The organism is Olleya sp. Ti.3.14, assembly GCF_038154885.1.
Lineage (GTDB): Bacteria > Bacteroidota > Bacteroidia > Flavobacteriales > Flavobacteriaceae > Olleya.
In genome coordinates this window covers 94,060-118,650 of the sequence record NZ_JBAKAO010000009.1, presented here as the reverse complement: position 1 = coordinate 118,650, position 24,591 = coordinate 94,060, and the positions used below count along the sequence as shown (strand labels likewise).

At 30.5% G+C, this 24,591-nt stretch carries 19 protein-coding genes; all 19 read right to left on the bottom strand.

Features of this window, described 5'->3' with window-relative positions; all coding sequences use genetic code 11:
* Positions 1-86: 86 nt before the first annotated feature.
* On the bottom strand, positions 87-2,918 hold the full coding sequence (locus V6251_RS12610; protein WP_341588496.1) for a helix-turn-helix and ligand-binding sensor domain-containing protein: 2,832 nt from the start codon (positions 2,916-2,918) through the stop codon (positions 87-89).
* Positions 2,919-3,102: 184 nt separating this feature from the next.
* Positions 3,103-3,933, bottom strand: coding sequence for a universal stress protein (locus V6251_RS12605; RefSeq protein ID WP_341588495.1), 831 nt, complete (start codon positions 3,931-3,933; stop codon positions 3,103-3,105).
* 75 nt (positions 3,934-4,008) lie between these two features.
* A complete protein-coding gene (locus tag V6251_RS12600; protein WP_341588494.1) occupies positions 4,009-4,395 on the bottom strand; it encodes a hypothetical protein in 387 nt (128 codons plus the stop codon).
* Between the two features lie 3 nt (positions 4,396-4,398).
* On the bottom strand, positions 4,399-4,818 hold the full coding sequence (locus V6251_RS12595; protein WP_341588493.1) for a hypothetical protein: 420 nt from the start codon (positions 4,816-4,818) through the stop codon (positions 4,399-4,401).
* 11 nt (positions 4,819-4,829) lie between these two features.
* Positions 4,830-5,249: a GreA/GreB family elongation factor gene (locus tag V6251_RS12590; protein WP_145001342.1), complete on the bottom strand. Its 420-nt coding sequence runs from the start codon at positions 5,247-5,249 to the stop codon at positions 4,830-4,832.
* Between the two features lie 16 nt (positions 5,250-5,265).
* A complete protein-coding gene (locus V6251_RS12585) occupies positions 5,266-6,570 on the bottom strand; it encodes a Glu/Leu/Phe/Val family dehydrogenase (RefSeq protein WP_341588492.1) in 1,305 nt (434 codons plus the stop codon).
* Positions 6,571-6,745: 175 nt separating this feature from the next.
* Positions 6,746-6,910: a hypothetical protein gene (locus tag V6251_RS12580; RefSeq protein WP_341588491.1), complete on the bottom strand. Its 165-nt coding sequence runs from the start codon at positions 6,908-6,910 to the stop codon at positions 6,746-6,748.
* A 187-nt stretch (positions 6,911-7,097) separates the two neighbouring features.
* On the bottom strand, positions 7,098-8,426 hold the full coding sequence (locus tag V6251_RS12575) for a sigma-54-dependent transcriptional regulator (RefSeq protein ID WP_341588490.1): 1,329 nt from the start codon (positions 8,424-8,426) through the stop codon (positions 7,098-7,100).
* Between the two features lie 9 nt (positions 8,427-8,435).
* A complete protein-coding gene (locus V6251_RS12570) occupies positions 8,436-9,524 on the bottom strand; it encodes a sensor histidine kinase (protein WP_292949302.1) in 1,089 nt (362 codons plus the stop codon).
* A gap of 48 nt (positions 9,525-9,572) precedes the next feature.
* On the bottom strand, positions 9,573-9,890 hold the full coding sequence (locus tag V6251_RS12565; protein ID WP_341588489.1) for a hypothetical protein: 318 nt from the start codon (positions 9,888-9,890) through the stop codon (positions 9,573-9,575).
* A gap of 181 nt (positions 9,891-10,071) precedes the next feature.
* Complete coding sequence (locus V6251_RS12560) at positions 10,072-10,836, bottom strand: hypothetical protein (RefSeq protein ID WP_341588488.1); 765 nt, start codon at positions 10,834-10,836, stop codon at positions 10,072-10,074.
* 235 nt (positions 10,837-11,071) lie between these two features.
* The gene (locus V6251_RS12555) at positions 11,072-12,538 is read right to left on the bottom strand and encodes a hypothetical protein (RefSeq protein ID WP_341588487.1); all 1,467 of its coding nucleotides are present in this window, start codon (positions 12,536-12,538) and stop codon (positions 11,072-11,074) included.
* Between the two features lie 61 nt (positions 12,539-12,599).
* Entirely contained in the window at positions 12,600-14,048 is a 1,449-nt protein-coding gene (locus V6251_RS12550; protein ID WP_341588486.1) for a cell wall anchor protein, read from the bottom strand.
* Between the two features lie 2 nt (positions 14,049-14,050).
* Positions 14,051-16,012 (bottom strand): T9SS type A sorting domain-containing protein, encoded by a 1,962-nt coding sequence (locus V6251_RS12545; RefSeq protein WP_341588485.1) that lies wholly within the window; start codon positions 16,010-16,012, stop codon positions 14,051-14,053.
* Between the two features lie 68 nt (positions 16,013-16,080).
* Complete coding sequence (locus V6251_RS12540; RefSeq protein ID WP_341588484.1) at positions 16,081-16,497, bottom strand: DUF7793 family protein; 417 nt, start codon at positions 16,495-16,497, stop codon at positions 16,081-16,083.
* Between the two features lie 7 nt (positions 16,498-16,504).
* Positions 16,505-16,927: a hypothetical protein gene (locus V6251_RS12535; protein WP_341588483.1), complete on the bottom strand. Its 423-nt coding sequence runs from the start codon at positions 16,925-16,927 to the stop codon at positions 16,505-16,507.
* Positions 16,928-17,111: 184 nt separating this feature from the next.
* Entirely contained in the window at positions 17,112-21,596 is a 4,485-nt protein-coding gene (locus V6251_RS12530; RefSeq protein WP_341588482.1) for a sigma 54-interacting transcriptional regulator, read from the bottom strand.
* Positions 21,597-21,602: 6 nt separating this feature from the next.
* A complete protein-coding gene (locus V6251_RS12525; RefSeq protein ID WP_341588481.1) occupies positions 21,603-21,983 on the bottom strand; it encodes a response regulator in 381 nt (126 codons plus the stop codon).
* A 76-nt stretch (positions 21,984-22,059) separates the two neighbouring features.
* Positions 22,060-24,591, bottom strand: coding sequence for a sensor histidine kinase (locus V6251_RS12520; protein ID WP_341588480.1), 2,532 nt, complete (start codon positions 24,589-24,591; stop codon positions 22,060-22,062).

Sequence of the window (24,591 nt, the reverse complement as noted above, 5' to 3'; positions counted from 1 at the left end):
ACATTTATATTATGAAAACGCATCATTACTAATAAAATTAGGTTTGTTGTGGTAATGTATAGGTGTTTTAACCAATTGTAGTGTTGCTATATACTCAAGATGTAATCAGTTAAATTAACATCATGCTCTAATTCCATCTTTTTACGCAAACGATATCGTTTAACCTCTACACTTCTTGGAGATATATTAAGTAAAGGAGCAATCTCTTTTGAAGATAAATTTAGTCTTAGATAAGCACACAATCTTAAATCGTTAGATGTCAAGGCTGGATGTTTGGTTTTTACCTTTTTAAGAAAATCTTTATCTGCATTATTAAATGCTTCTTCAAACAAATTCCAATCATCTTTATTATTAATATTTTTATCAATAATCCTAATTACAGATTTTAGATTAGCACTCTCTACCTTTTCATTTAGCTCGGTCTTGATGGTGTTTAAAAATTCGTTTTTTTTAATCAAGCTCATGGTAGAAATTGCTAATTCTCGGTTTTTATTGTCAATTTCTTGTCTTAATTTATCATTATTTAAAGCCATCAATTGTTGTTTAGTCTCTAAATCTTTAAGCTCTAACTCACGTTTTGATTTTAGGACTAGTTTTTCTTTTTGCTTTCTATAATACAGTTTATAAAAATAATTTATCAATAAAACGACAATAAAACCTATTACACAATAGACAATAATCATTGTTGTTGATAAAAACCAAGGCTTATCTATTTTAAACAAAAAACGGTCTTGATTAGTCAGCTCCTGACCTCCTACTCTTGCTTTTACAATAAAAGTGTATTCGCCATAAGGTAAATTTTTATATAATACTTCTGCATTAGTACTCCAACTACTCCAATCATTATATAACCCTTCTAGTTTATGCGAATATTCAGCTTCTAAATATTTATCATACTCTGCAACACTGTATTTGATTTCGATGTTATTCTCATTATTTTTAAAAACATTTTCATCTTTTAAGCTAATTAACTGTTTCGACTTTTGAAGCGGTGTTTTATTTATTGTATTAATTTCAACTTGATACGTTTTAGGTTTTATCTTAGAAAGATTTAAAGTTATATAACCTTTAGAAGTACCAAATAGATATAGATTAGGTTTTAGGTTAAAGATGCTTTCGTATCCCGATAAACCTTCCCTAAGTGAACTTGGCAACGCTATAAAGAAAATATTTGGCGCTGTGCTTAATTTACCTGGACTAACGTAATTAATCCCTTTTTTAGTAATTAACCATAGTGCATTATTTGCCTGATCTGTAATAATTTTACCCGAAGAATAGCCTTGCGTTTTATAAATATTGCTTAAAACAGTGTCTTTAACAAATGTATTATCCTCTAAGTGTTTTTTGAAAACACCTTTATCTGTTGCATAATACAGCGTGTTGTTACTTGTTGTTAATGAAGAAAACAAGCCTTTTTCTAAAGTTTCAATTTTAGAAATTTGTGTTGTAGTTGTGTAATCCGAGTCTATTTTAATTTTAAAAACACCTTTATACTCATGATTTACTAATATTTCATCCTTTTTAGAAAACACAAAAAATCTAGATGAATTATTAAATCCTTCAATCTTGTTTCTAAATTGCCAAAGACCTGCTTTTTTTTCTAAAATATTAAGACCATTATAGTTACCCTGTATTAGTAAGTTTGGATTATCACTAATTGTTTTAATATCCCAAGTACCTTCTACTGATGCAATACGATTTGCTACATTGTTATTAATTATAAATGTGCCTGAATTATGACCGCAAAACAACTGGTTATCAATAATTTTAAGACTCCATACTTGACCATTAGTATTGACTACAGGTTTAAACGTTTTTTGATCTGTTTTTTTATAAAACAACCCTTGATTAGTACCTAAATACAACGTATTGTCATAAATTAAAGAGGTGTAAACAGTACCCAAAACACCATGATCATCGTTAAATATTCTGTAAGGAGAGTTAATATTTACACAGTTTATACCATTATCTAAAGCTAACCAAATATTACTTTCCATATCCTGAAATATTGACAATACAGTATTGTTTCCTAGTCCATTGGCTTGGCTTATTTTTTGAAAAATATTACCATTAGCATCAATTTGTATAATTCCGTTAGAGATGGTCCCTAAAATTAAGCTATCGTCGTTTAATTGTAGGCTACTATATATGCGATAATCTTTTAATTGAGCGTTTAAATTAGTATTCCAGTCCTGTTCTAAATCGTCTTTTATTGTTACAATCCCATGATTTTGAGTAACAATAAGCAAGTTGTTTTTTAATGTGTAAACACCAACTATTATCTTATTTTTAAAATAATTAGATTGTAAAATAGCTTTAGGTTGTCCATTTTCTAATTTTAATAATCCTTCTATTCTATCCTGATAATAAATGCTATTATCAACCTTAAACATTTTGATTATTCCTGCTTTAGTTTCTGTAATTTTAAATTTATCGGTTTTAGTGTTATAAACATAAATGCGGCTAAGTGATTGAAACAGTATCCAATCATCTAAATGAGTTATTTTCCAAAATTGCTCGTCCTCTAATAAAGTACTACCAATTTGTTTAGAAAGAGAGGTGTATTTTAAATCGCCAACATCTGTTCTGGTCCAAAAACCAAACTCCATATAACTACCTGTATAAACCTTATCATTAACAACATTAACAGATCTTATAATAGTTTGATTTGGCGATGGATATAAAATCCATTCTGAACCATTAAACTCTAATAATCCTTTAGAATTTGCTACATAAATATGTTTGCTCTTACATTGGGTAATTTCCCAATTTTGATTTTCGGCATGATACTGTTTGGGAGAAAAATATTGTATAGGTGGTAAATCTTGTGCTACAGATTTTGTAAACACCATAAATACACCTAGTAAAATTAGGACTTTACTAAGGTTGCACCAATTATTAGGACTAAATTTAAGCATTAAGCAATATACAACTTTGTATGGTTAAATTATACTACATAATTAAACTATACTATTGCTTACGTGCTATTAAAATTACTTTTACATAATTGGTGGTGGTACCATTAAAGATAATATTGTAATTATTATGATTGTAATTACAATGATAAGACCATTAAATTTTCGGTTACTCATAACAAAATTTTTATTGGTGAACAGTTAAAACTGTGTTAGTATGAAGTTGTTTTAAAGTTGAAAAAATGTCTGATTTAAACACTCCCATTTTTCTTAATAAATGCGGTTTTTTATCAATTACACACATGATACCATCTAGATGCGATTGCGCATAAGCCTTTAAATTATAAGAAGAAGCTGTGTAGTGCAATGTTACTGTATGTCCTGAAATTTCTTTTAGATAACCTAGCATAGCCTCTAAATTGTTAGATGCGCAATCGCTTATAGCATTTTGTTTTGCTAAGATTAAAACTGTAATATCTAAGTTGGTGTTTTCCAAAATATTTAAAAACTTGTCTATTTGACGCGTATTTATTTGCTGTTTAAAATCTGAGGCAATAGTTATATTAATCTTATTGCTTGCTGAAGCATGTGGAGGCACTATTAATACTGGACAACATCTAATTTTTTCGACTATATTTTGAGTTATTTTTCCTAGATTTTGTTCCTTTTTACTTGTTAAAATAACCAAATCTATATTTAACTGCTTAATGTTTTTTTGAATGCTTAATACTAAATCAGAACAGTCAGATATTGCAAAAAACTTATGATTTAATGCTGTACAATTTAAAGTGTAGCGCTCAACTAATTTACCTAATTGCTTTAGAGCATTCTGTTTAGGCTTATCAAACCAATCGTCGTCTGCTTGAAGCATTTGTATTGCATCTAAACCATTAACATTGTATGAATAAGTATTTAAAAAATAAAAGTCGCAGGTTTCGTTTTTAAATAGTTTTATAACATAATCTATAGTTTGAAAACTATTTAAAGTAAAATCTGTTGGAATCAATATTTTTTTCATCTTATTACATTTTAAATTAATATTTAGCCTATACTTTTAACTGAGTTATCGTTTAAACAACTACCGTCCCTTAAGCTACCTTTTATACCTTGCTAGCATGTTATAAAACCTAATTCTAAAGTCATGAAGCTCTTTTAAAATTTGGATATACTGCTGTCTTTTTAATTCGTGCACCTTGGCACAACTATCATTATATTCTGTCTTTCCGTATTCTATTTCATTTATAATCTCTTGTTCATATTTGCAAAAATTAGCCATGCTTAAGGTGAATTTTCTGCGTAAAGCCAACATATTATTGGATGTCTCTATATGTTTTATTAGTTGTTTTTCTATTACATAAAAATGTTCAAACTCTTTTACAGCTAATTCTAGTACAGAAATCCAATGATTGGCCTCCTTACAATCTTTAACTAAGCACACGCGTCTGTGTGTCTCTATTTTATAGGCTGAAGCTGTATTCAATTATTAATTAACTTTTAAAAGCGTGAATTTACCTTGTACTTTATTAAAAAACTCGTCCTTAAGCCTTCTGTATTTATCTAAATGATACAGGTAGCTGCGTCTATAACTTTCATGCTCTGTGATGTATATCATATCACATTGCGTGTCTTCACACTCGATGATATTTAATCTGGATTTAGAATAGGTGTTTAACGCGTTTAAAAGCGTTTCGTTTTCTATCTCTTTTTTCTCAAATTTATTTGCTACACTTTTGTCATCTAACTTATCTTTTAATTCGTTTTTACAAATATTGATAAGGTTAGACAGTTCTTTTTTTATGTACTTTAAATGATTAATCCAATTATCTAGCTCCATTGTATTAATTTTATGTGTCACATCTACATTAGTATCATGATCAAAAATTTCTATGTTTTCTGTTTTCATAATAATCTGTTTTAAATATTTATATCAACACCTTTTAAATTCTCCTGCTTTTGGACATCAATAATTTTAATTTTTTGTGCTCCACCAGGAAAATCCCAATCAATTGTATCATTTTTAGAATAGCCTAAAAGCGCTGCTCCCATTGGCGCTAAAACGGACACTTTGTTAAGTGCCACGTTTTTGTCCATTGGTATAACCACTTGTAATTCTTTTTCCCAACCATTATCCGATGCTATAGTCACTATACTATTAAAACGTACTATATCCTCTGGTACTTGGTCGTCATTTACAATTTGTGCAGTCTTTAACTCTTCTGATAACTTTACTAAAGATTTAGTGACGCTTGTATCATCTCCATAACCCGAAATATTGAGTATACGTTTTAGGTACACATACTCTTTTTTTTCTAATATTAAACTTCCGTACTTCATCTTCTTTGTTTTAAAATCAAGGAAAAATCCCTCTTTGTATGTATGCTTTTTCTATACGTTGTATGGCTATACAAAATGCAGCTGTACGTAAATCCACAGTTTCATTTATAGCATAATCAAACACTTTATTAAAAGATTCATTCATTTTTTTATCCAATTTGGCCATCACCTCGTCCAATTGCCAAATCTCTCCATTTCGGTTTTGTAACCATTCAAAATAACTACCAACTACACCTCCAGAATTACATAAAATATCAGGTATAATTGTAATACCTCTTTCTAATAAAATCTTTTCGCCTTCAACATTTGTTGGTCCATTAGCACCTTCTGCAATTAATTTTGCTTTAATTTTTGGTGCATTTTCTTTAGTAATTTGGTTTCCTAAGGCAGCAGGAATACAGATATCACAATCCAAAGCAAAAAACGTATTGCTATTTACTGTTTTAGAGTCTGGAAAGTTTACAATACTACCATCGTTAATTTGACTGTATTTAAATAAGTCTTCAACCTTAATACCATTTTGATTTTGAATACTTCCAGAAGCATCTTGTACTGCTACTAATTTTGCACCATCTTTTTCTAAAAAATGAGCTGCCCAATAGCCAACATTACCAAATCCCTGAACAATAAACTTTTTACCAACTAAACTGGTATTGCTTTTTTCTGCCCAAAATTTAATGGACAAATACACACCATAACCTGTTGCTCTGTCACGTCCTTCTAATCCGCCACTTGCATCAGGCTTACCTGTTACTACATGTTGATTTGCAGTACGTTCTGCTGGTGGACGCGTACTCATGTAAGTATCTGCAATCCATGCCATAGTTTGACTACTAGTGTTAACATCTGGAGCAGGAATATCATGCTCTGGTCCAATATTATCCGCTAAAGCAAACGTAAAACGTCTTGTAATACGTTCTAACTCTGATTGCGAATATTTTGAAGGATCTATTTTAATACCTCCTTTACCTCCACCATATGGCAAACCTGCTAATGATGTTTTCCAGGTCATCCACATCGCTAATGCTCTAGCAGCATCAATATCCACTGTTGGATGGTAACGTAAACCACCTTTATATGGTCCTAATGCATTATTATGTTGCACTCTATAACCTGTAAAAATCTCGACGTCTCCATTATCCATTTTTACCGGAAAGTTGACTAAAATTTCGTTGTTAGTAATGCTTAATATTTTTCTAATATTTGGATGTAAATTAATATGGTCTGCAGCACTATTAAACTGCTCCATTACATTATCCATCATACCTCTTACAGGTACTTTTTTTGTTACTTTTTTCAAATCTGCTGTTACTGTTGTCATTGTAAAGTGTTTATTATTTTATTTGAAATAGCGATTGATTATTGATCTTTCGTGATATTTTTGTGAGATATACTTATCTCTAGCTTGGCTTTTATTAGATTTTTTTTCTAAAGAATTTTTACTGCCAAATACTGAAACTATTGTGTTAAAAAACATAGCTTTTATTATTAAATGATTAAACTAAAACTAACTCTTGTTCTGGTTGTTTTACTTGGTGTAAAGTTGGTTGGTTTGGTTTAAAGGCATCAAACTCGCTACAAGACCAAACGTTATCTTTTTGGGTTGTCAATACGCAAGAATTGCGATGGATACAATCTGGGCAAATATTAAAATGACTCATAGGTGTAAAATTTATAATCGATTATACACCAATTTGCAATGCTTATGCCAAAGGAAATGCACATACTGCTACAAATGCAAAAAACCCTTTAAAATAAAGGGTTTATAGAATAATATAGTATAAAATACAAAATAACGAGTGGTACATAATTACCCAAATGGGTAAAAATGCACCAGTTTTAAAAAGCTTATTCAGATAATTTTTGACGAATTGTTTTTCTGTCTATTTGAAGAATTTTGGCAGCTTTAGTTTTATTGTTTCCAGTAGCCCTTAATACTTTTTCTATGTATTGCTTTTCAATAACTTTTAAAGGTTGTAAGGTGTCTGAAGTGTGTTGTATTGTATACTTTAAATGCTCTGGTAAATGACTAACGTCAACGGTTTTATCACTTAATATCACTGCACGTTGTATGATGTTTTCAAGTTCTCTAATATTTCCTGGCCAATCGTAACGCTCTAATATTTTTAAAGCATCTGGAGTAATTTTTACATAACCATCTTTATACTCGACGCCATATTTAAATAAAAACTTATCAACCAATAATTTAATATCGTCTTTGCGCTGTCTTAAAGGAGCCACATCTATCTCTACAACTGTTAATCTGTAATATAAATCCTCCCTAAAAGTTTGCTTTTGAATCATGTCACGTAAATCACTATTGGTTGCCGCAATTATACGTAAATCTACTTTTTCAGGTTTTGTAGATCCTACTTTTACCACTTCTTTTTCTTGTAAAACACGTAGTAATCTAGATTGCACAGTTAATGAAGCATTACCAATTTCGTCTAGAAAAATAGTTCCTCCGTTTGCAGCTTGAAAAAAACCTTCGCGATTAGTTTCTGCTCCTGTAAACGCACCTTTTAAATATCCAAATAGCTCTGCTTCAAGTAAATTTTCTGGTATTCCACCACAATTTACTGCAACAAAAGGCGCTTTAGAAAACTTACCTTGATAATGGATGGCACGTGCGACAAGCTCCTTACCTGTACCGCTTTCACCTTTAATAAAAACTGTTGCTTTGTTGTTTTTAACACGTTCAATAACCTGAATTACAGAATTAATTTTGTCGGAATTACCTATAATTTCGCCGTAAGGCTTATTATTATTAATTACTGAATTTTTAGATGATTGTGCTAGATTATCTGCATTTACCAAATATTTGTCCAACGCCATTTTAAGCTCGTCTTTAGTAAATGGTTTGGTTAAATAATCTACTACACCTGATTTTATGGCTGCCAACGAATCTTGAACCGAGGGATAACCTGTAACCACTAATTTAGGCAATTTAGGATAATGCTCTGACACAAATTTAATAAGCTCTGAACCATCCAACTCTGGCATTTTTAAATCGGTTATTAATAAATCTATAGTCGAATCCCTTAAAATACTGACTGCTTCTTTAACAGAAACCGCTTTAAACACATGATAATTCCAAGATTGTAAATGACGTTGTAATAGCTCAAGGATATTAATATCGTCGTCAACTATAAGTATGTTTTCTTTACGTAATTGCATTAGAAAATATTATTTTGGGAGCGTTATGGTAAAGGTAACGCCTTTATTTTTATTATTTTTTGCAGTAATGGTTCCTTTATGTGATGCCACAATACCATGGACGACACTTAGTCCTAATCCAGAACCGTCACCTATAGGTTTGGTGGTAAAAAAGGGTTGAAAAATTTTATCTAAATCTGCTTGATTAACACCTTTACCTTCATCTTTAATTTTTAAAACAATTGCTTTTTTACTGGTTTTAGCCTCAATAGTGACCAACCCTTGTTTTGGTGAAAAATAAATAGCATTAATTAAAAGATTAAAAATAATTTGGGTCAATTGTATTGGATCTGCGCGCAGTAATAAGTTTTCTTCTTCTATTTTAACAATGTATTTGACCTCTTCTTTTCTAAAAGTAGCATCTAATAAATTTATGGCACTTTTAATGTTAGGCACCAAATTTACTTCTTTCATTTCCTGAGGCATTTCGCAAGCAAAAAACATTAATTTTTTAACTACTTCTCTAGAAAATATGGCGTTTTTAATAATCTTATCTATATCCAGAGAGGCATTTTTATCTGTTTTAAAATCCTCTTTTAGCAGCTCTGCAAAGCCTAAAATATTAGCTAATGGTGTATTTAGCTCATGTGCTATACCAGCTGTGATTTCGCCTAAAATACTTAAACGGTCTGCATGTTCCATCTGACGTTTCAAAGATGTTTCGTTTTTCTGAATTTCGATACGTTCTAGAAAACTTCCTATTTTTAAAGCTATATTATCTAACAGTAATTGCTCTTCGTTTAAAAAATCCTTTTGGGAATACTGTTCTGGATTTAAATAGGCAATTAACTGCCCTTTTTCTTCATTAAATAATTTTATTTTAGATTGAATACTAATGGTACTTTTTATAGCATTAGCGGTTGAAATGCTATTATTTTCAGTATGAATCTGAATATTTGTTTTTTTAGGATACTGAAATCCTTTTTTGATGCTAAACACTATGGCTTGTAAAGTATCCTCGATTAGCTCTTCGTTTGCGTTTCCTATTATTGAAGATACCTCATAAAGACAAGTTAACTCCTTAATACGTTCTTTTAATGCTTTTTCAGTGGTATTCATTGACATTAATTTTAAAGCAATTATTTAATTTACGTTTTGAGTATCAACTTATATTTTTTTTAAATATAGATATTCTGACGTTTTAAAAATCACGTAATAAAAAGCAAACAATAATTTAAAGCCAGATAGATTTGAGCCTAATTCTAGTTTTGATATAGCGTTTTCTTTTGTGTTAATTTTAATTGGTTTTGTTTTGCACCAATCAATTTTTGCATACACTTCATTTTGAATAGGATCCACTTGAAAAGATTTGGTTTCTCCATCTCTAATAGTATCTGTTTTTTTGTTATTTATATAAATTTCGATTGCTCTAGCTTTATTAGCGTATTGCTTTATTCGTTTAATCTCAATTATACTATTTGACATTTTGTAGTGACTTTTTATTTATTACAACAAACATCTAAAAATATAATAAACTGTTTATTTGACATACTACTTTAACTTTTAAACTTGATTTGAATTAAAACTATTAATAACAGAAAACAAAAAAGGTCTAACCTATAAGTATTAGATTAGACCTTTTTAAATGTATTATTTAAAATCGCTTTTACTGAATATAATTTTTCAGGATTTTTTTTAGTAATGCGACATCCTCTGTAGTGTTACGTTTTAATTTTCCTTTGTTATCCGTTTCAAATAAAGTGTAATCAATGGTCACTAAATTGATATCCTTTTTAGAAATCATTTCTTTTCTTCTGTGATTGTACTTTTCTATTTGTTGACCTCTAGTTATACCACTTGTGGTTAACTGTTCTAATTTTTCTAATTGCGCTTCGGTTTTATTTTTCTTTTCAGCAAATTCAATTACTAAATTAGCGTCTTTATAAAAAGCAGCTACAGGTAATAATGTTCTGGTTTTACCTTTTTTATGCATATCTCCAAACAACCAAGCAAAGGTATGCTTACGTGATGCTTCTTCCTTTAAAACCTCATCACATAAATTAATGATGTAAAACTCGTCTGTGCTTTCGCGTTTAGCTTTAGCAACATCTTTTTTTGAAACTGTACTAATATTTTCGTTTTCCGGAAATGTAGCACCTTCTCTTAAAAAGTACCAATAGGTAGCTGCTTCAGCACGTTCTGGATGTACCCTTGGTATTGCTTTTAGGTTATCCTCTTTATCTAATACTCTCAGGATTTTTCTAAGTGGTAATCCCTTTTTTTGATCTTTTACAAAAACACCTGCATTAATTAAATCAGACATGATATCTTTTGCTGGTATCCAATCTTTATCTGTATTAGTCGCAAAGTAATGATCTATTACTTTATTAATTTGAGCGACTTTATCCTCGTTATTACGATTATTATTCATTTTTATAACTTTTTATATTACTTGTATTAACTACAAATAAAACGCTGCAAGATAAGCCAATATTTTTTTGGATTAATTATCCTGATTATTTAATTAAAAAATAATTTTTAAACCAACTACTTAAGCGATAATAGACTTAAAATTACTGATTATTACATTTACAAACAACATAAAACCTTCTGTTAAAACTAACAGAAGGCCTTACAAACTTAACTAAAAAACTACTATTAATAAATTACTTGATATTAAGGTTTAAAGAAAATACTGTTATCGAGGTTGTACCAGAACTTGTAAGTCGTTGTCCCCAAATCTCAATATAATCGTTTGGAGCTAGCTCTACTGTTCCAGAAATAGACAAACTGTTAATGTCTGAAGTATTATTTACACGCATTAAAGAGTTAGTTTCTACTAAGGTAGTTCCCGTTGCCCCATTTTTTCTAATAAAAAATCCATAAAAATTCCCGGTAGTTGTATTACCTCTAACAGACAACGAGGCACTAATCTGAAAAGTTCTAGTCTTTTTACCTAAGTACGTTAGCCTGTTATCCGTACTAGAACTCATCCTTAATAAATTAACTGCTGTTGTCGAATTTGAACCTGAATTACCTGTTAAATTTAAGGGATTATTATCCGTAAGATTTTGTACAAATCCTGTTGTTATTGTACCATCATAATAAATGTTACCTGTTGCTACTTGATCTGACTCCACAGGTATACCAGGACAATCTACTGTCCAAGTATTATTAAAATTAAACCCTGGATACGATCCAGTACCATAACGCTTAATATATTGAGTACTTGTTCCACTAAAACTAACTCCTGTTAAAACACCATTTCTTACCGTAGGATTACTAGAAACATCAATCCCTATAGCAGAGCCATTAACCTCTGAAAAACCACCTTGTTTTTGAATAATATTAAAGGTCCCTGTAAATGTTTCATAAGTACCGGAATTTGAAGACAACCATCCCATATTACTTAATAATAAGTTGGTAATATTATTGTATATGATACCTGCTCCGTTTCCAACAAACTGAACAATACTAACAAATGCTAATCCAAAACCACTAACAGTACCAATAGATCCAGAACCATATACAACACTATCCCTAAAAATCAAATTTTGTGTATTTGCTCCCGATAATGCAAAAATAGTACCACCTGGAGCTGTCAAAGAAATCCCCTTAATACTTCCTCCTGTAGATCCAACAAACATTGTTCCTCCAGCTTTAGATAATACATCTTCGTTTGTATCAAACCCAACGATGTACGCGTTATTTAAATCAATTGGATGCAATAATGCAATTGTACCATTAATTTCGTACAAAGTATCTGTAGATAGAAGATAAGTCGATCCTCCTCCTGCTGCAAGCTCTGCTGCTAAATCTGCTTCAGATTGAATTAATTTATGCATGCTTCGTTTTGCTGAATCTATTTTAGACCAAACGCTAGATTTGTAGAAATAAAAAGCATTTTCGGTTGTATCATATACTAATAATCCATTAGCTGGACTTGAAATTGCTATACGTTGCACAGAGGTCATTCTTGGTGCTAACATCCCTTTATCTGTGGATGATATATCTAACATTGACGATACTTCTGGGTTTACAGTACCAATACCAACTTGGGCAATAGCTACACTTGATACACCTGCAAATATTGCTAGTGTAAGTGTTATTAATTTTAGTTTTGAAATATCCATAATTTATAGTTTTTAAAATTTTATGAAATCAGTTTTATTATTGAATTTGTAGCGCGTTGAACTATTTAATTATTAAATTTAAGGAGACCAACAGTAGACTTCCTGCACCAGAATAACGTTCGGCCCAGACCTCTATATAATCGCCTTGATCTAACTTTACAGACCCAACAACAGATACAGCTCCTACATCGTTATTGCTACCTACTTGTCTGTATACTTTTGAATCGTTTTGAACGACTCCGTTTTTTGCTATGTAAAAAATATAGATGGAACTGTTATTATCACCTTGGAAGGAAATGCTACTAGAAATCTGAAAACTTCTAGTTTTTACTCCATCATAAACCAATCTATTGTTGATTGGCGCACTAAATCTAAATAAGTTATTAGAATAAGATAAACCTTCTAATTTTGTTGGTACTCCAGATCCTATTGATGTAAAATCTGTTTGAAAACCACTACCAATAGGAGATTCTAAATGTATATCTCCAATTGAGGCATCATCCGTTTCTAACTGTAAACCTGTTGCGTCTACATCCCAATTGCTGTTAAATTTATAGCCTGCGTACGTGTTTTCTGTGTAGCCTTTTAACCTACTACCTCCTCCTGTAAAACTTACTTGTGCAATAGATGCAGAAATATTAATAGTTGGGTTACTGCTAACATCTATTCCTGTTTCACCAGAATCTACCACTACGCGACCATTGGCTATCTGTAAGTTACTAAATATACCTGAAAACTTCAAAAATGTCCCACTATTTCCGTCTGTCCAAAAGACTTTATCCATATAATAATTAGAAATATTTGAAGCTGTTATACCGTCTCCAGTCCCTAATACTTGTAAAACTTCAAAGTAAAAAGTATTTAAATTATTAAATGTTCCGACAGAAGAAGCACCTACTATTACTAAGCTGTAGGCAATTAGATTTTCAGTTCCAGATCCTGAAATATTAAAGACTTGCTGGTTATTACCACGAATGACAATATCTTTAAAATGTCCACCTTTTGAGCCACTAAAAAAAGTTGCTCCAGAATTATTTACTAATGCATCTTCACCTGTATCACGACCGCTAAGGTAAGCACCATTTAAATCGACTGGAAAATCAAAGTTGATATTTCCGTTTATTTCGTACAAGTAGTTTTCGTTTAATACATATTTTGAACCTCCACCTGAGACTAATTCATCTGCTAAGTCCGAAATGTCTTTAACTAACTTATAGTTACTACGTTTGATTTCTGCTTTTAAAGCTGTCCAAACATTGCCATCATAAAAGTAAAACACATTAATATCTGTATCAAACACTAACAATCCTTCCGCTGGATTAGAAATTGCTATACGTTGCGCAGAGGTCATTCTAGGTGCTAACATACCTTTTTCTGTTGAGTTTACCTCTAACATAGCTGATGCATCTGGAGATAATGTTCCAATACCAACTTGAGCTACTGCCTGAAAATTTACACTAATAAAAACTACTATTAGCACAACACTGATTTTTAGTTTTAATATACTCATAATTAGTAGTTTATTATTTTTTGAGTTAATTCACCTGTTGTTGTTACAACCTTTACAAAATATATTCCTTGGCTTTGATTAAAAGGAATTTGCACTCTGTTGGAATTATTTATATTATCATTTAACCTTAAAATTTCTTGCCCTAAAACATTGTATATCGTTATGTTTTTAAGTTGTATTCTGTCCTTATTATTAACTACTACATTTTTGTTTCCATCATAAAACACCGTAAGATTAGACAACGTCTGATCCGTTGTTGATAATGAGTTTTCAGGCACAAATACTAAAGAGTATCTGTCTAAGTGATTACCAATAGGCAGGTTTACATTAAAATTAGCATTAGATAAATTATGTGTAGTATTTAGAATATTATCTTTTAAGTAAATCGTGTGTTGAAAATTTTCAACCTCATCAATCATTATTTGATGTAATCCTGTTTCTGATATTAATATGCCTAAAGGAAACTCCATTGTATCGTTAAAAGCATCAACCCCTTGAATTGCATATTTTTTATCTAAATCTTGTTCAATTACAAAAAACATTTCATCATCTCTGCATATTTTAAGTAATGCATCATAACCTGGATTATAATTTACATCTGCAGTAGAATCTGGTAAAAAACCAAGAAGTAATTGTCTATGAAACCCTTCTGGATCTTCATAACCTAATCGTATAAATTGATCTTGATTTTCTGTTTGATCATTCTGATTTCTATAAAAAATAGCCTCTCCTTCTGACTCTTTTTTAAAGTCCCTTTGAGAGTTATTAAACACTATAGAACCTGATGCATGTGCTTTAATAAAAAAACCTTGACCAATTGGTGCATATCTTTTTGGCACAGTAATACTTCCTGCAGAACCCAATCCTCCAATTAAAGTAGAAAACACTGAAGGAGGAGTTCCTCCTGTTAAATTTCTAATAGCATAACCCCCTAAATAATTAGATAAGATATGTGATGTTGATCCACCATCAACCCAAAAATATAATGCATCAAATACTGTAGCGTTATCTAAAATAAACTTATTAGTATCTAAAGCAGATGGATATGGATTACCTATTAAAGACTCCTCTCCTGCATTAATTGATAATGTATACTCTCCATTATTAGGCGCTCCATAAAACACGTAATTTTGCTCTGTACCTGAAGCTCCTGTACCTTTCATAGAGAAACCCTCTCCTGGATTTAATGCACTATTTTGATCTAACGCTACCCAGTCATAATAGGATCCAGATCCTTGTATGTACTTGTATAACCACATTGTACTTAAGGATAATGGAGTTGTCACCTCTCCTGAAACATCAGTGATTGCAGGTAAACCGTTATAAGGTGCTCCAGAAATAAATGCTATTTGTGAAGGCGAAAAAGGATTTATGTTAGCATCTGTACCGTCATACATACCTGATAATAATGAAAAAGTTCCTCCATTGTTAATAGGTGACGTCCAATAATTATATTTATATGCCGAAGCATACCCTTGTTGATCCACTAATATTTTTCCGGAGTTAATTGTATTAGCGTCTAAACCAACGTGAGATTGTATTAATTGAGACTCTCCATTTAGTCTTACATCTCCATTTACTAAATTTAGTTCATTTAAAATGTTTAATAAAAATCCATCCGAAACAGACAATCCTTTAGTATTTACAGCTGTAATATCTACTTCTAGATTATTAAAGTTGATATTATTTGAAGATCCAGAAATGCTTAATAATGGGTTTTTAGTACTTTTAAAATAGGTAGTACCTGACGTAGACGTTGTTACTCCATCATTTATAAGACTATTGTTTAGATATAGGTTACCGTTAGTACTTAGCGTAGCACTAACTTTGTTTGTGTATTCATTTTCAAAATACACATCTGTTGCATTCGAAATTTGCAAAACACCTTCGTTTACAATTTGCGAATAAACACATAGTAGGTTAAAAATAATTAGACAATGAGATAGAACATATTTTTTTCTCATAGGTAGTAGGTTTGGGGATTATTAAGGGATTAGTAAAAAATAGTTAGTTATTATTAGTTTGTTTTATATCAGCTACCTTTATCGTATAGGTCGCTATTTTCAATGCAATATTGCGTTGCTGTATCAATATCATTACAAGTTATGTGAGGTGTTAAGGGATCGTATATTCTTTTATAAGACGCTATTAATAATTTGGTTCCTATTGAATTTAATATAAATGCTTCAGAAATTCTTAATTTAATTAAGTCACTAGATTTAGCGATAAAGTTTGCAGCCTCTGTAGAGAATGTGCCATGAAACCCTCTTAAGTCTATTATAAAAGACATTGGTATACCGTTACATAAATCCGTTATAATACTTACATATTTTTTAGCTGCAGTTAAATCAAAAATATAATAGTCCTCAATACTATTAAATTTAAGATTTATAATATTATTATCATCTTTCCAAAATTTAGCATGTCCTACTGTTTGGATGTTTTTCATGTTTTTTTTAGTTTAATGAGTTATATGTTTTGTTATCCTCAATACAATATTGTATTGCAGACTTATTACATTTAAATATGACATCTGGGAGTGCAGGATTACAAACAAAACTTTGAATGTTTAATAACATTTTTAATTTATAGGTGTTAACTAAAAATGTTTTAGACAACACTAATGACTTAATTAATGTATTTTTAGATAAAAATGTAAATGACTTAATTGCACTAGAAAACTTTAAACCTCTTAAGTCTATCAAGATTGGCATATGCACGTCTTTAGATAATGTAAATATTTTATTTAAAAATATATGCTCAATATCTTTTGCTTTACAGCTATCATCTAAATCAGTTAAATCATTCAAAATTTTGCAATAGATCACATCTTGATCTACCCAAAACTTGAAATTTTCAATTAATTTATCATCCATCATAATTATTGATTTGTAAAGTTTAAACCAATACGGATGCCAAAATAACAAAAGGTCTAAAAAAAAATCATAAAACATTGATAATCAATATTTTATGATTTTTCATAAATTTATTTCTAATAAATAAAGTGTCGGTATTCCGTGTTTTACTTTTGTCTAATCAGACAGCTCACGGAATACCGTTACTTTAATTAGGCTTAATTATCCCTAATTTGTTCATTTTATCACGTAATGTGCTTGGCTTTAACCCTAATACGTTGGAAGCACTCTTGGAACCACTAATTTTCCAGTTACAATCTTCTAAGACTTGTAAAATATGATTGCGTAAAACTGTATCTAAATTTAGGTCTACACTGTTAATGCGTTGCTTAGATTTTTGATTAGTGGTTTCAAAACCAGGAATAATTAAAGTATCACTATTAGATAGTATTAATGCACGCTCTATTAAATTTTCAAGCTCTCTAATATTTCCAGGCCAATTGTATGCTTTAAGTTGAGACATCGCATCATCAGATATATATTTAATCTGTTTTTCATATGTTTTACTAAATTTATCTACAAAATGCTCTACTAACAATGGTATATCATCTTTACGATCTCTTAGGGCTGGAACAGCAATTGGGAATACATTTAACCTAAAGTATAAATCTTCTCTAAATTGTTTTTTCTCTATCTCTGCCAATAAGTTTCTATTGGTTGCTGCAATAACGCGTACATCTAATTTTTTAGAGCCTAATCCACCAACGACTTCAATTTCTCCTTCTTGTAAAAATCTTAGAATTTTAGGTTGCATGTCTAATGGTAGTTCTCCAATTTCATCTAAAAATAATGTACCACCATCCGCAAGTTCAAACTTACCAATTTTGTCATTAAAGGCTCCTGTAAACGATCCTTTTTTGTGACCAAACAATTCGCTTTCAATTAACTCTCTTGGTATTGCAGAACAATTAACTTTAATTAATGGCTTGCTGTTTCTACTACTTATATTATGTACAGCTCTAGCCAACAACTCTTTACCTGTACCAGATTCTCCTAATAATAATACTGTAGCATTAGTAGGTGCAACTTTTTCTATTTCGTTTAATACATTACTAAACTCCACACTACCATAAACCATTTCTTCAAAGTTAAAAACCAGATCAAGCTCGTTACGTAAATAGACGTTTTCTTGCTCTAATTGGTTTCTTAAAACGTTTAACTCTTTATTGGCTTCCAATAGTTTTTCATTAGTTAGAGCTATTTTATTTTCTACAATTTTACGTTCCGTACTTTCTACCATTAAAGAAATTATACTAGCTATGGACGTCACAAAACTCTCTTCTTCTGCATTAAAGGTTCTGTTAGTGGCCTTAGTTTCAAAACTTAAAATACCATAATGATCATTTCGACCATAAATTACAACATCAATTCTTGAAGATATATTAAGAGGCTCAAAAAATTGTTTAGCAAAAGCTTTTGTTATAGGATTAGATCTTACATTGCTAATATTGATACTGGTTTTGTCTTTGAAAGCTTCAAAATAGTTAGGAAAATTTTCTTTTTTAATCATTAACCCTTCTGAATCAAATATTTGATTTTCTGTGTTATAAAATAACTTACTTACCAACTCTGTGCTATCTTTCCTAAACTCCCAAATGGTTACTAAATCTGCTTGTAATGCTTCTGCAGATGTAATAGCTATATTTTTTAAAGACGCCTCTAAATCTTCACCTATTAGACTAGCTAATTTTAATATAACATCTTTTTTTTGAGTGGACTTTAAAGCTATTTGCTTTAGTGTTTCTTTTATTTTTAAGTCCTCAGAAATATCTTTTATAGTAGCAAATATTGCTATAACTTCATTTTGGTTATTATAAATAATACCTGCTAAAAACGACGCTATAAATCTGGTTCCATTTTTTCTAATAAATTCTAGTTGAAATGAAGGTGCTTCGCCTTTTGCTACTTTATCTTTAATCTCCATCATTAGCTCATAATCCTCTGACCTGGCAAAAGGGTAAGGTAAATCCATGCCAAGAAGTTCCGCTTCTGTATATCCTAATAAATCACATAATGACTCATTAACCTTCATGATCGTACCATCTAGATTAACCATTAGTAAACCTTCTTGCATTGACATTACAAGACTTTCAGTAAAATCGTTTGCGATTTTTAAATCTAATTCTGCTTTTTTACGTTCGGTAATATCTTGGATAGTTCCTACAAAATTTGAAGGAATATCATCTACGTAAAACACCTCTCCTAACCCATGAATCCATTTTACTTGATTAGTTTTGGTACTAATAATTCTATATTCTAAATCAAACTTCTGATTTGACTTTTCACTTTCTATTACTGCGTCTTTTATTATTGCTCTGTCATCAGGATGAACTATACTTTTCCAAAAGTCAAAAGATATTTTTCTATCTGTATCATACTCCACTATTTCATTAAAAGTATCTGAAGTTTTAGCTACCAAGTTTATTAGGTCAAGATTAAAACTTCCTATTTTAGCTATTTTTTGAGCAGTTGATAGTGATTTTTCACTTTCTTGAATTTTAATTTCGGCTGTTTTACGCTCTGTAATGTCTTGGATGGTTCCAAAAAAGCGTTTTGGTTTACCGTTTTGGTAAGATATTTCTCCTAAACCGTGTATCCACTTTAATTTATTATCGTTTTGAGAATAAATCCTATATTCCAAATCAAATTCTTGTCCTGTACTTATACATTTTTCAATCTCAGCACTATTTTTTTCGGCATCTTCTGGGTGAGTAATATCTTTCCATAATTCACGAGAAATAGTATCTTCTTTCTCTAAACCAGCAATCTCTTTAAAGGTTATTGAGGCATAAGCTAAACTGGTTTCTAAATCTAAATAGTAGCTTCCTATTTTAGCTATTTTTTGAGCTTCTAGTAATGATTTTTCATTTCTTTGAAGTTTTAATTCTACTGCTTTACGCTCAGTAATATTTTGCATAGTCCCTATCATTTTGATAGGGTTAGAATCGTCATCAAATAACAATTCGCCTATACCATGTACCCAAATTTCTTTTTTGGAATTAAATTGAATAAGGCGATACTCCTTATTAAATCGTGTATTGTTTTTTACACAGCTATCAAAATAGTTTAACACTTCTACTTTATCTTCAGTATGGATTAGATCAACCCAACTGTCTATTGTTTTAATATAGGACTCATCAATGCCTATAATTTGATACAAAACCTCAGTGCCTTCCCAAGTCATTGTTGTTAAGTCAACAACATACGACCCCAAATTAGCAACTATTTGAGATTGTCTTAAATTATATTCGCTTTCTAATAATTTGGCTTCTGCTTTTTTACGTTCAGAGACATCACGCACTATAGCTAGAACTTTACCATCTTTTTGAAGTTTTGCCGAAATCTCTACATCAATTATTGTTTGGTCTTTACATACTAGTTGTCTATTAAAAACAACAGCTTCTCCTTTAAATATAGCGTCACGGACTACGTCATTTTGAATAACATCTCCAATTATAAAATCTTGAATTTTTAATTTTAAAAACTCCTTTTTAGTGTATCCTAGGGTTGTATAAGTTGTTTTATTAAAATTATGAATGACTCCATCATAGGTGTAGGTCAATATTGCATCTGTGGCTTGTTCTACTAAAGACTCATAGGATTCCTCTTTTTTCTTTACTTCTTCAGCCATTTTGAACTTTACAATAGCCATTTTTGCTAAGCTTACCGCAGAGTTTAATTCTCTTATGTTTTCAAAAGTAGGTGTTTTTATACTACTGCTATAGATTGCGAAGGTTCCAAAAACCTCCTTTTTCTCAGAAAGTATTGGGATGGACCAACATGATTTTAGGTCGTACTTGACTGCTAAATGCTTGTAGTTTTCCCAAAGCGGATCTGTACTAATATCTGATACGATGACTGGTTTTTTTAAATATGCAGACGTACCACAAGATCCTATATTCTCTCCAATTTTTAAATTTTTAATGGAAGCACAGTAGTCCTTTGGCAAGTTTGGTGCAGAAATAAGTCTTAGATGCTCCTTATCGTCTTCTAGCAAACTTATAGATAGGTAAAACTCTGGACGTAGGGATTGATAGTTATGTATAATGTGATTAAACACCTTTTTAATTGAGGTGTTATTGGCTATTAAATCTAGTATTGCGTTTTCATTAGTTAGTTTTAACTCTATTTTGTTACGCTCAGTTATTTCTTTTTCTAATTCAAGATTTTTTTGTTCTAATTTACTTATTAATCGTTTACTATAAAGTTTTAATACTTCTTCTTCTGTAAACTCTGTATTATTTTTTGCTTTATTTTGTGAGTTTGGCGTATCCAGAAGTCTTTTTATTAAAGCTATTATGTGGTCTGGATCTGTTGGTTTTCTTAAAAAGCGCGCAGCCCCTAGTTTTAAAGCAAAGTCTTCATCTACCTTTTCAGTATAAGTAGAGGTATAAAATACAAATGGGATATCTTTAAATTTTTCGTCTTTTTTACAAGCTTGACATAACATATAACCATCCATTACTGGCATTAATATGTCAGAAATTATTAAATCTATCCTATTTTCAGTTAATTTATCTAATGCTTCTTTACCGTCATTAGCTTCTACCACATTATATCCTGCTTGTATTAAAATTACTCTTAATAAATATAGATTTTCAAAAACATCATCTACTATCAAAATTGTTTTCATACCTATTTATTTCTGATTTTTTACAAGATACATTTCTTGCATTTGGTTTATAAATGTATCGGGATTTATGGGTTTTTCTATATAACCATCCGCTCCTACTTGCATCGCTTTTTCTTTATCCCCTTCCATTGCATATGAGGTTACAGCTATGATTGTGGTATTTTTTGGTAAATCACTATTTCTTAACTGTTCACATATTGCATAACCATCCATGTCTGGCAACTGTATGTCTACCAATATTATTTCTGGATTATTTATGCTTGCTAATTTTAATCCTTCAAATCCGTTGTAAGCTTTTATGACGTGGTATTGATTTTTTTCAAGTAAATAGGATAACATATACATGTTTTGCTTGTTATCTTCAATTATTAAAATAGTAGGCATCATGGGCTTTGATGATTAAGAATGGTAATAGCTTTATAAATATATTATTTTTTAGTATTTAAAATAATTTTTGACACTATTATTTACTACCAGAAGGCATTAATGGTAGTGAAAAGGTAAAATTACTACCTTCTCCTAAGGTGCTTTCTACAGATATTGTACCTCCTAGTTTTTTAATTAAGTTTTTACTAATTGACAAGCCTAAACCTGTACCTTCATGGTGTCTATCCAAACCACCTTCTAATTGAGTAAATGGCACAAATAGTTTATTGATGTCATCTTTATGTATTCCAATACCTTGATCAATAACTTGTGTTACAACCTTGTTATCATTTATATCTACTTTAACTGTAATGGTTCCTTTTTTTGAAAACTTTATGGCGTTAGACATTAGGTTTAGTAATATTTGTTCCACTCTAACCTCATCACTATTTAAAACAATATCTAAGGTTGAAATTTGAGGTAAAATAGTAATTCCTTTTGCTGAAGCTTGAGGTTGCAAAAAGTTAATTGTATTTTCCAAGGAAGCTAGGTAATCAAAATTATTGTAGGATACTTTTAGCTTACCTGCTTCAATTTTAGAAATATCTAAAATATCGTTGATTAAACCTAGTAGATGCTCTCCACTATTTTTAACCATTTTGATTTGCTTTTTTTGTTCTTCGTTTAATGGTCCTGCTAACTCTTTTAGTAAAATACCTGTAAATCCTATGATAGAGTTCATAGGTGTCCTTAACTCATGCGACATGGTTGCTAAAAATGCGGATTTCATTAAATCTGCTGATTGTGCTTTAGCTTTTTCTTTTTCTAACTCTAGAGATTGAAAGTTTAAATCCTCTAGCAAGTTTAATAAGGCGTTTTTACTGTCGTTAAGCTCTACTGTTCTAACGTTAACTAACTCCTCTAAATTGTTTTTATATTTTAATAATTCTTTCTCGTTATTTATTCTTTCTGTAATGTCTGAGGCTATTCCAATATATCCAAATATATTATTTTCTTCGTCTAAAATTTTGGTAGCCTTTACTGTTAAAAATGTGATTTTACCTGTATTATCCTTAAACCTAAGATCTGTTTTAAATTTAAGGTTTGACGACATTGCCTCTTCCCATTCATCAATTATCCTTTTTTTATCCTCTGGATGAAACGCTTCTAACCAACCTTGACCCATAGCATCTGCATAGCTTAAGCCTGAAAGTTTAATCCAATGCTCGTTTACATAAGTGCATTCACCTTTATGATTAACATTAAATATTGCTACTGGTGCGTTTGACGTTAAGCTACGATATAATAATTCGCTTTTTTTAAGACCTTCTTCACTTTTTATTCGCGCTGTAATATCTTGAATTATTCCAAATGATATTTTTGGTAATTGATTTTCATCAAAAATAGTTTCGCACTGCTCGTCTATGTATTTAATTTGATTATTTTCAAGTTTTAAACGATAGGTAATGCGATACGGAACTTTATTTATTATGGAATCTGAATATGTTTTGGACACAAAATCCCTGTCTTCTGGATGTATAACATCCAACATTGCTTGATGTGAAACTCTAAAATGTTTTGGATTTTTTTTAAAAATTCTAAACATTTGTTTAGACCAAGTCAGCTTATTGGTTTCTAGACAAAGCTCCCAACTACCTACTTTGGCTATACGTTGGGCTTTATTAAGGTTAGACTCGCTTAGTTTAATCTGTTTCCTGCTAGTTTCATGTACTTTAATTAATTGTGATTTTTGCTTTTTAAGCTCGATGTTAATTAGTTTATGAATACGTTCTGATCGTCCTGCAAAATACCAAACACCAAAACTGCTTAATAAAGTTAATAAAAACCCGACTATAGCAAAAATGATTGCTGTATTAAAATCGTGTTTAGTTGGTATAACATATAACTTCCACTCTCCAAAAGTCATCTCGATTGGTACAGCATAAGCCTTATAACCAGAAACATCATTATCTAAGAAATAATCCTCTTCTCCTGTTTTTTGATTTACTCTAGATAGTTGGTATATATATTGCTTATTATTATTGGAAGTATCTATATTTAAATCTTTAAAAAAAGTTGATAACTTGGTTACCACTGCAGAAAATCCAGCAAATTCTGAATCAATAATAATAGGTTGACGACTAACCATACCAACACCTCCTTGTTTAAGGTTAACTGGTCCTGCTATAAAAAAATCATTTCTTTTAATTGTTGCTAATGCGCCACTACTAGCCTCTTTACTATCTATAATATTAAACCCAATAACATCATTATTTTTTAATGGATAGACATGGGTTATAAATCCTTGACGATCTACTAACTCTACAACATCAAAATATTTACTACGGTTTAACAACTCTACAGCTATATCATCAAAATCCTCAGGAATTCCGTTTTTTTCTACTATATATGCAAGAGATTTAGTTGCTGAATAACTAAACATAATTAAAGATTGTAATTTTTCTTTAATTAAATTTACTTGATTAGTAACTTCTCTTTTTTGATTATTTTCGTTAATGTAATATTTTTGGAATGTTATGTATTGCGTTAAAAACAGTAATAATGCAAACGTTATAAAGCCTGCTACTAATGGTTTTTTTAATATTGAATAAAATGGAGTCCGCTTCAT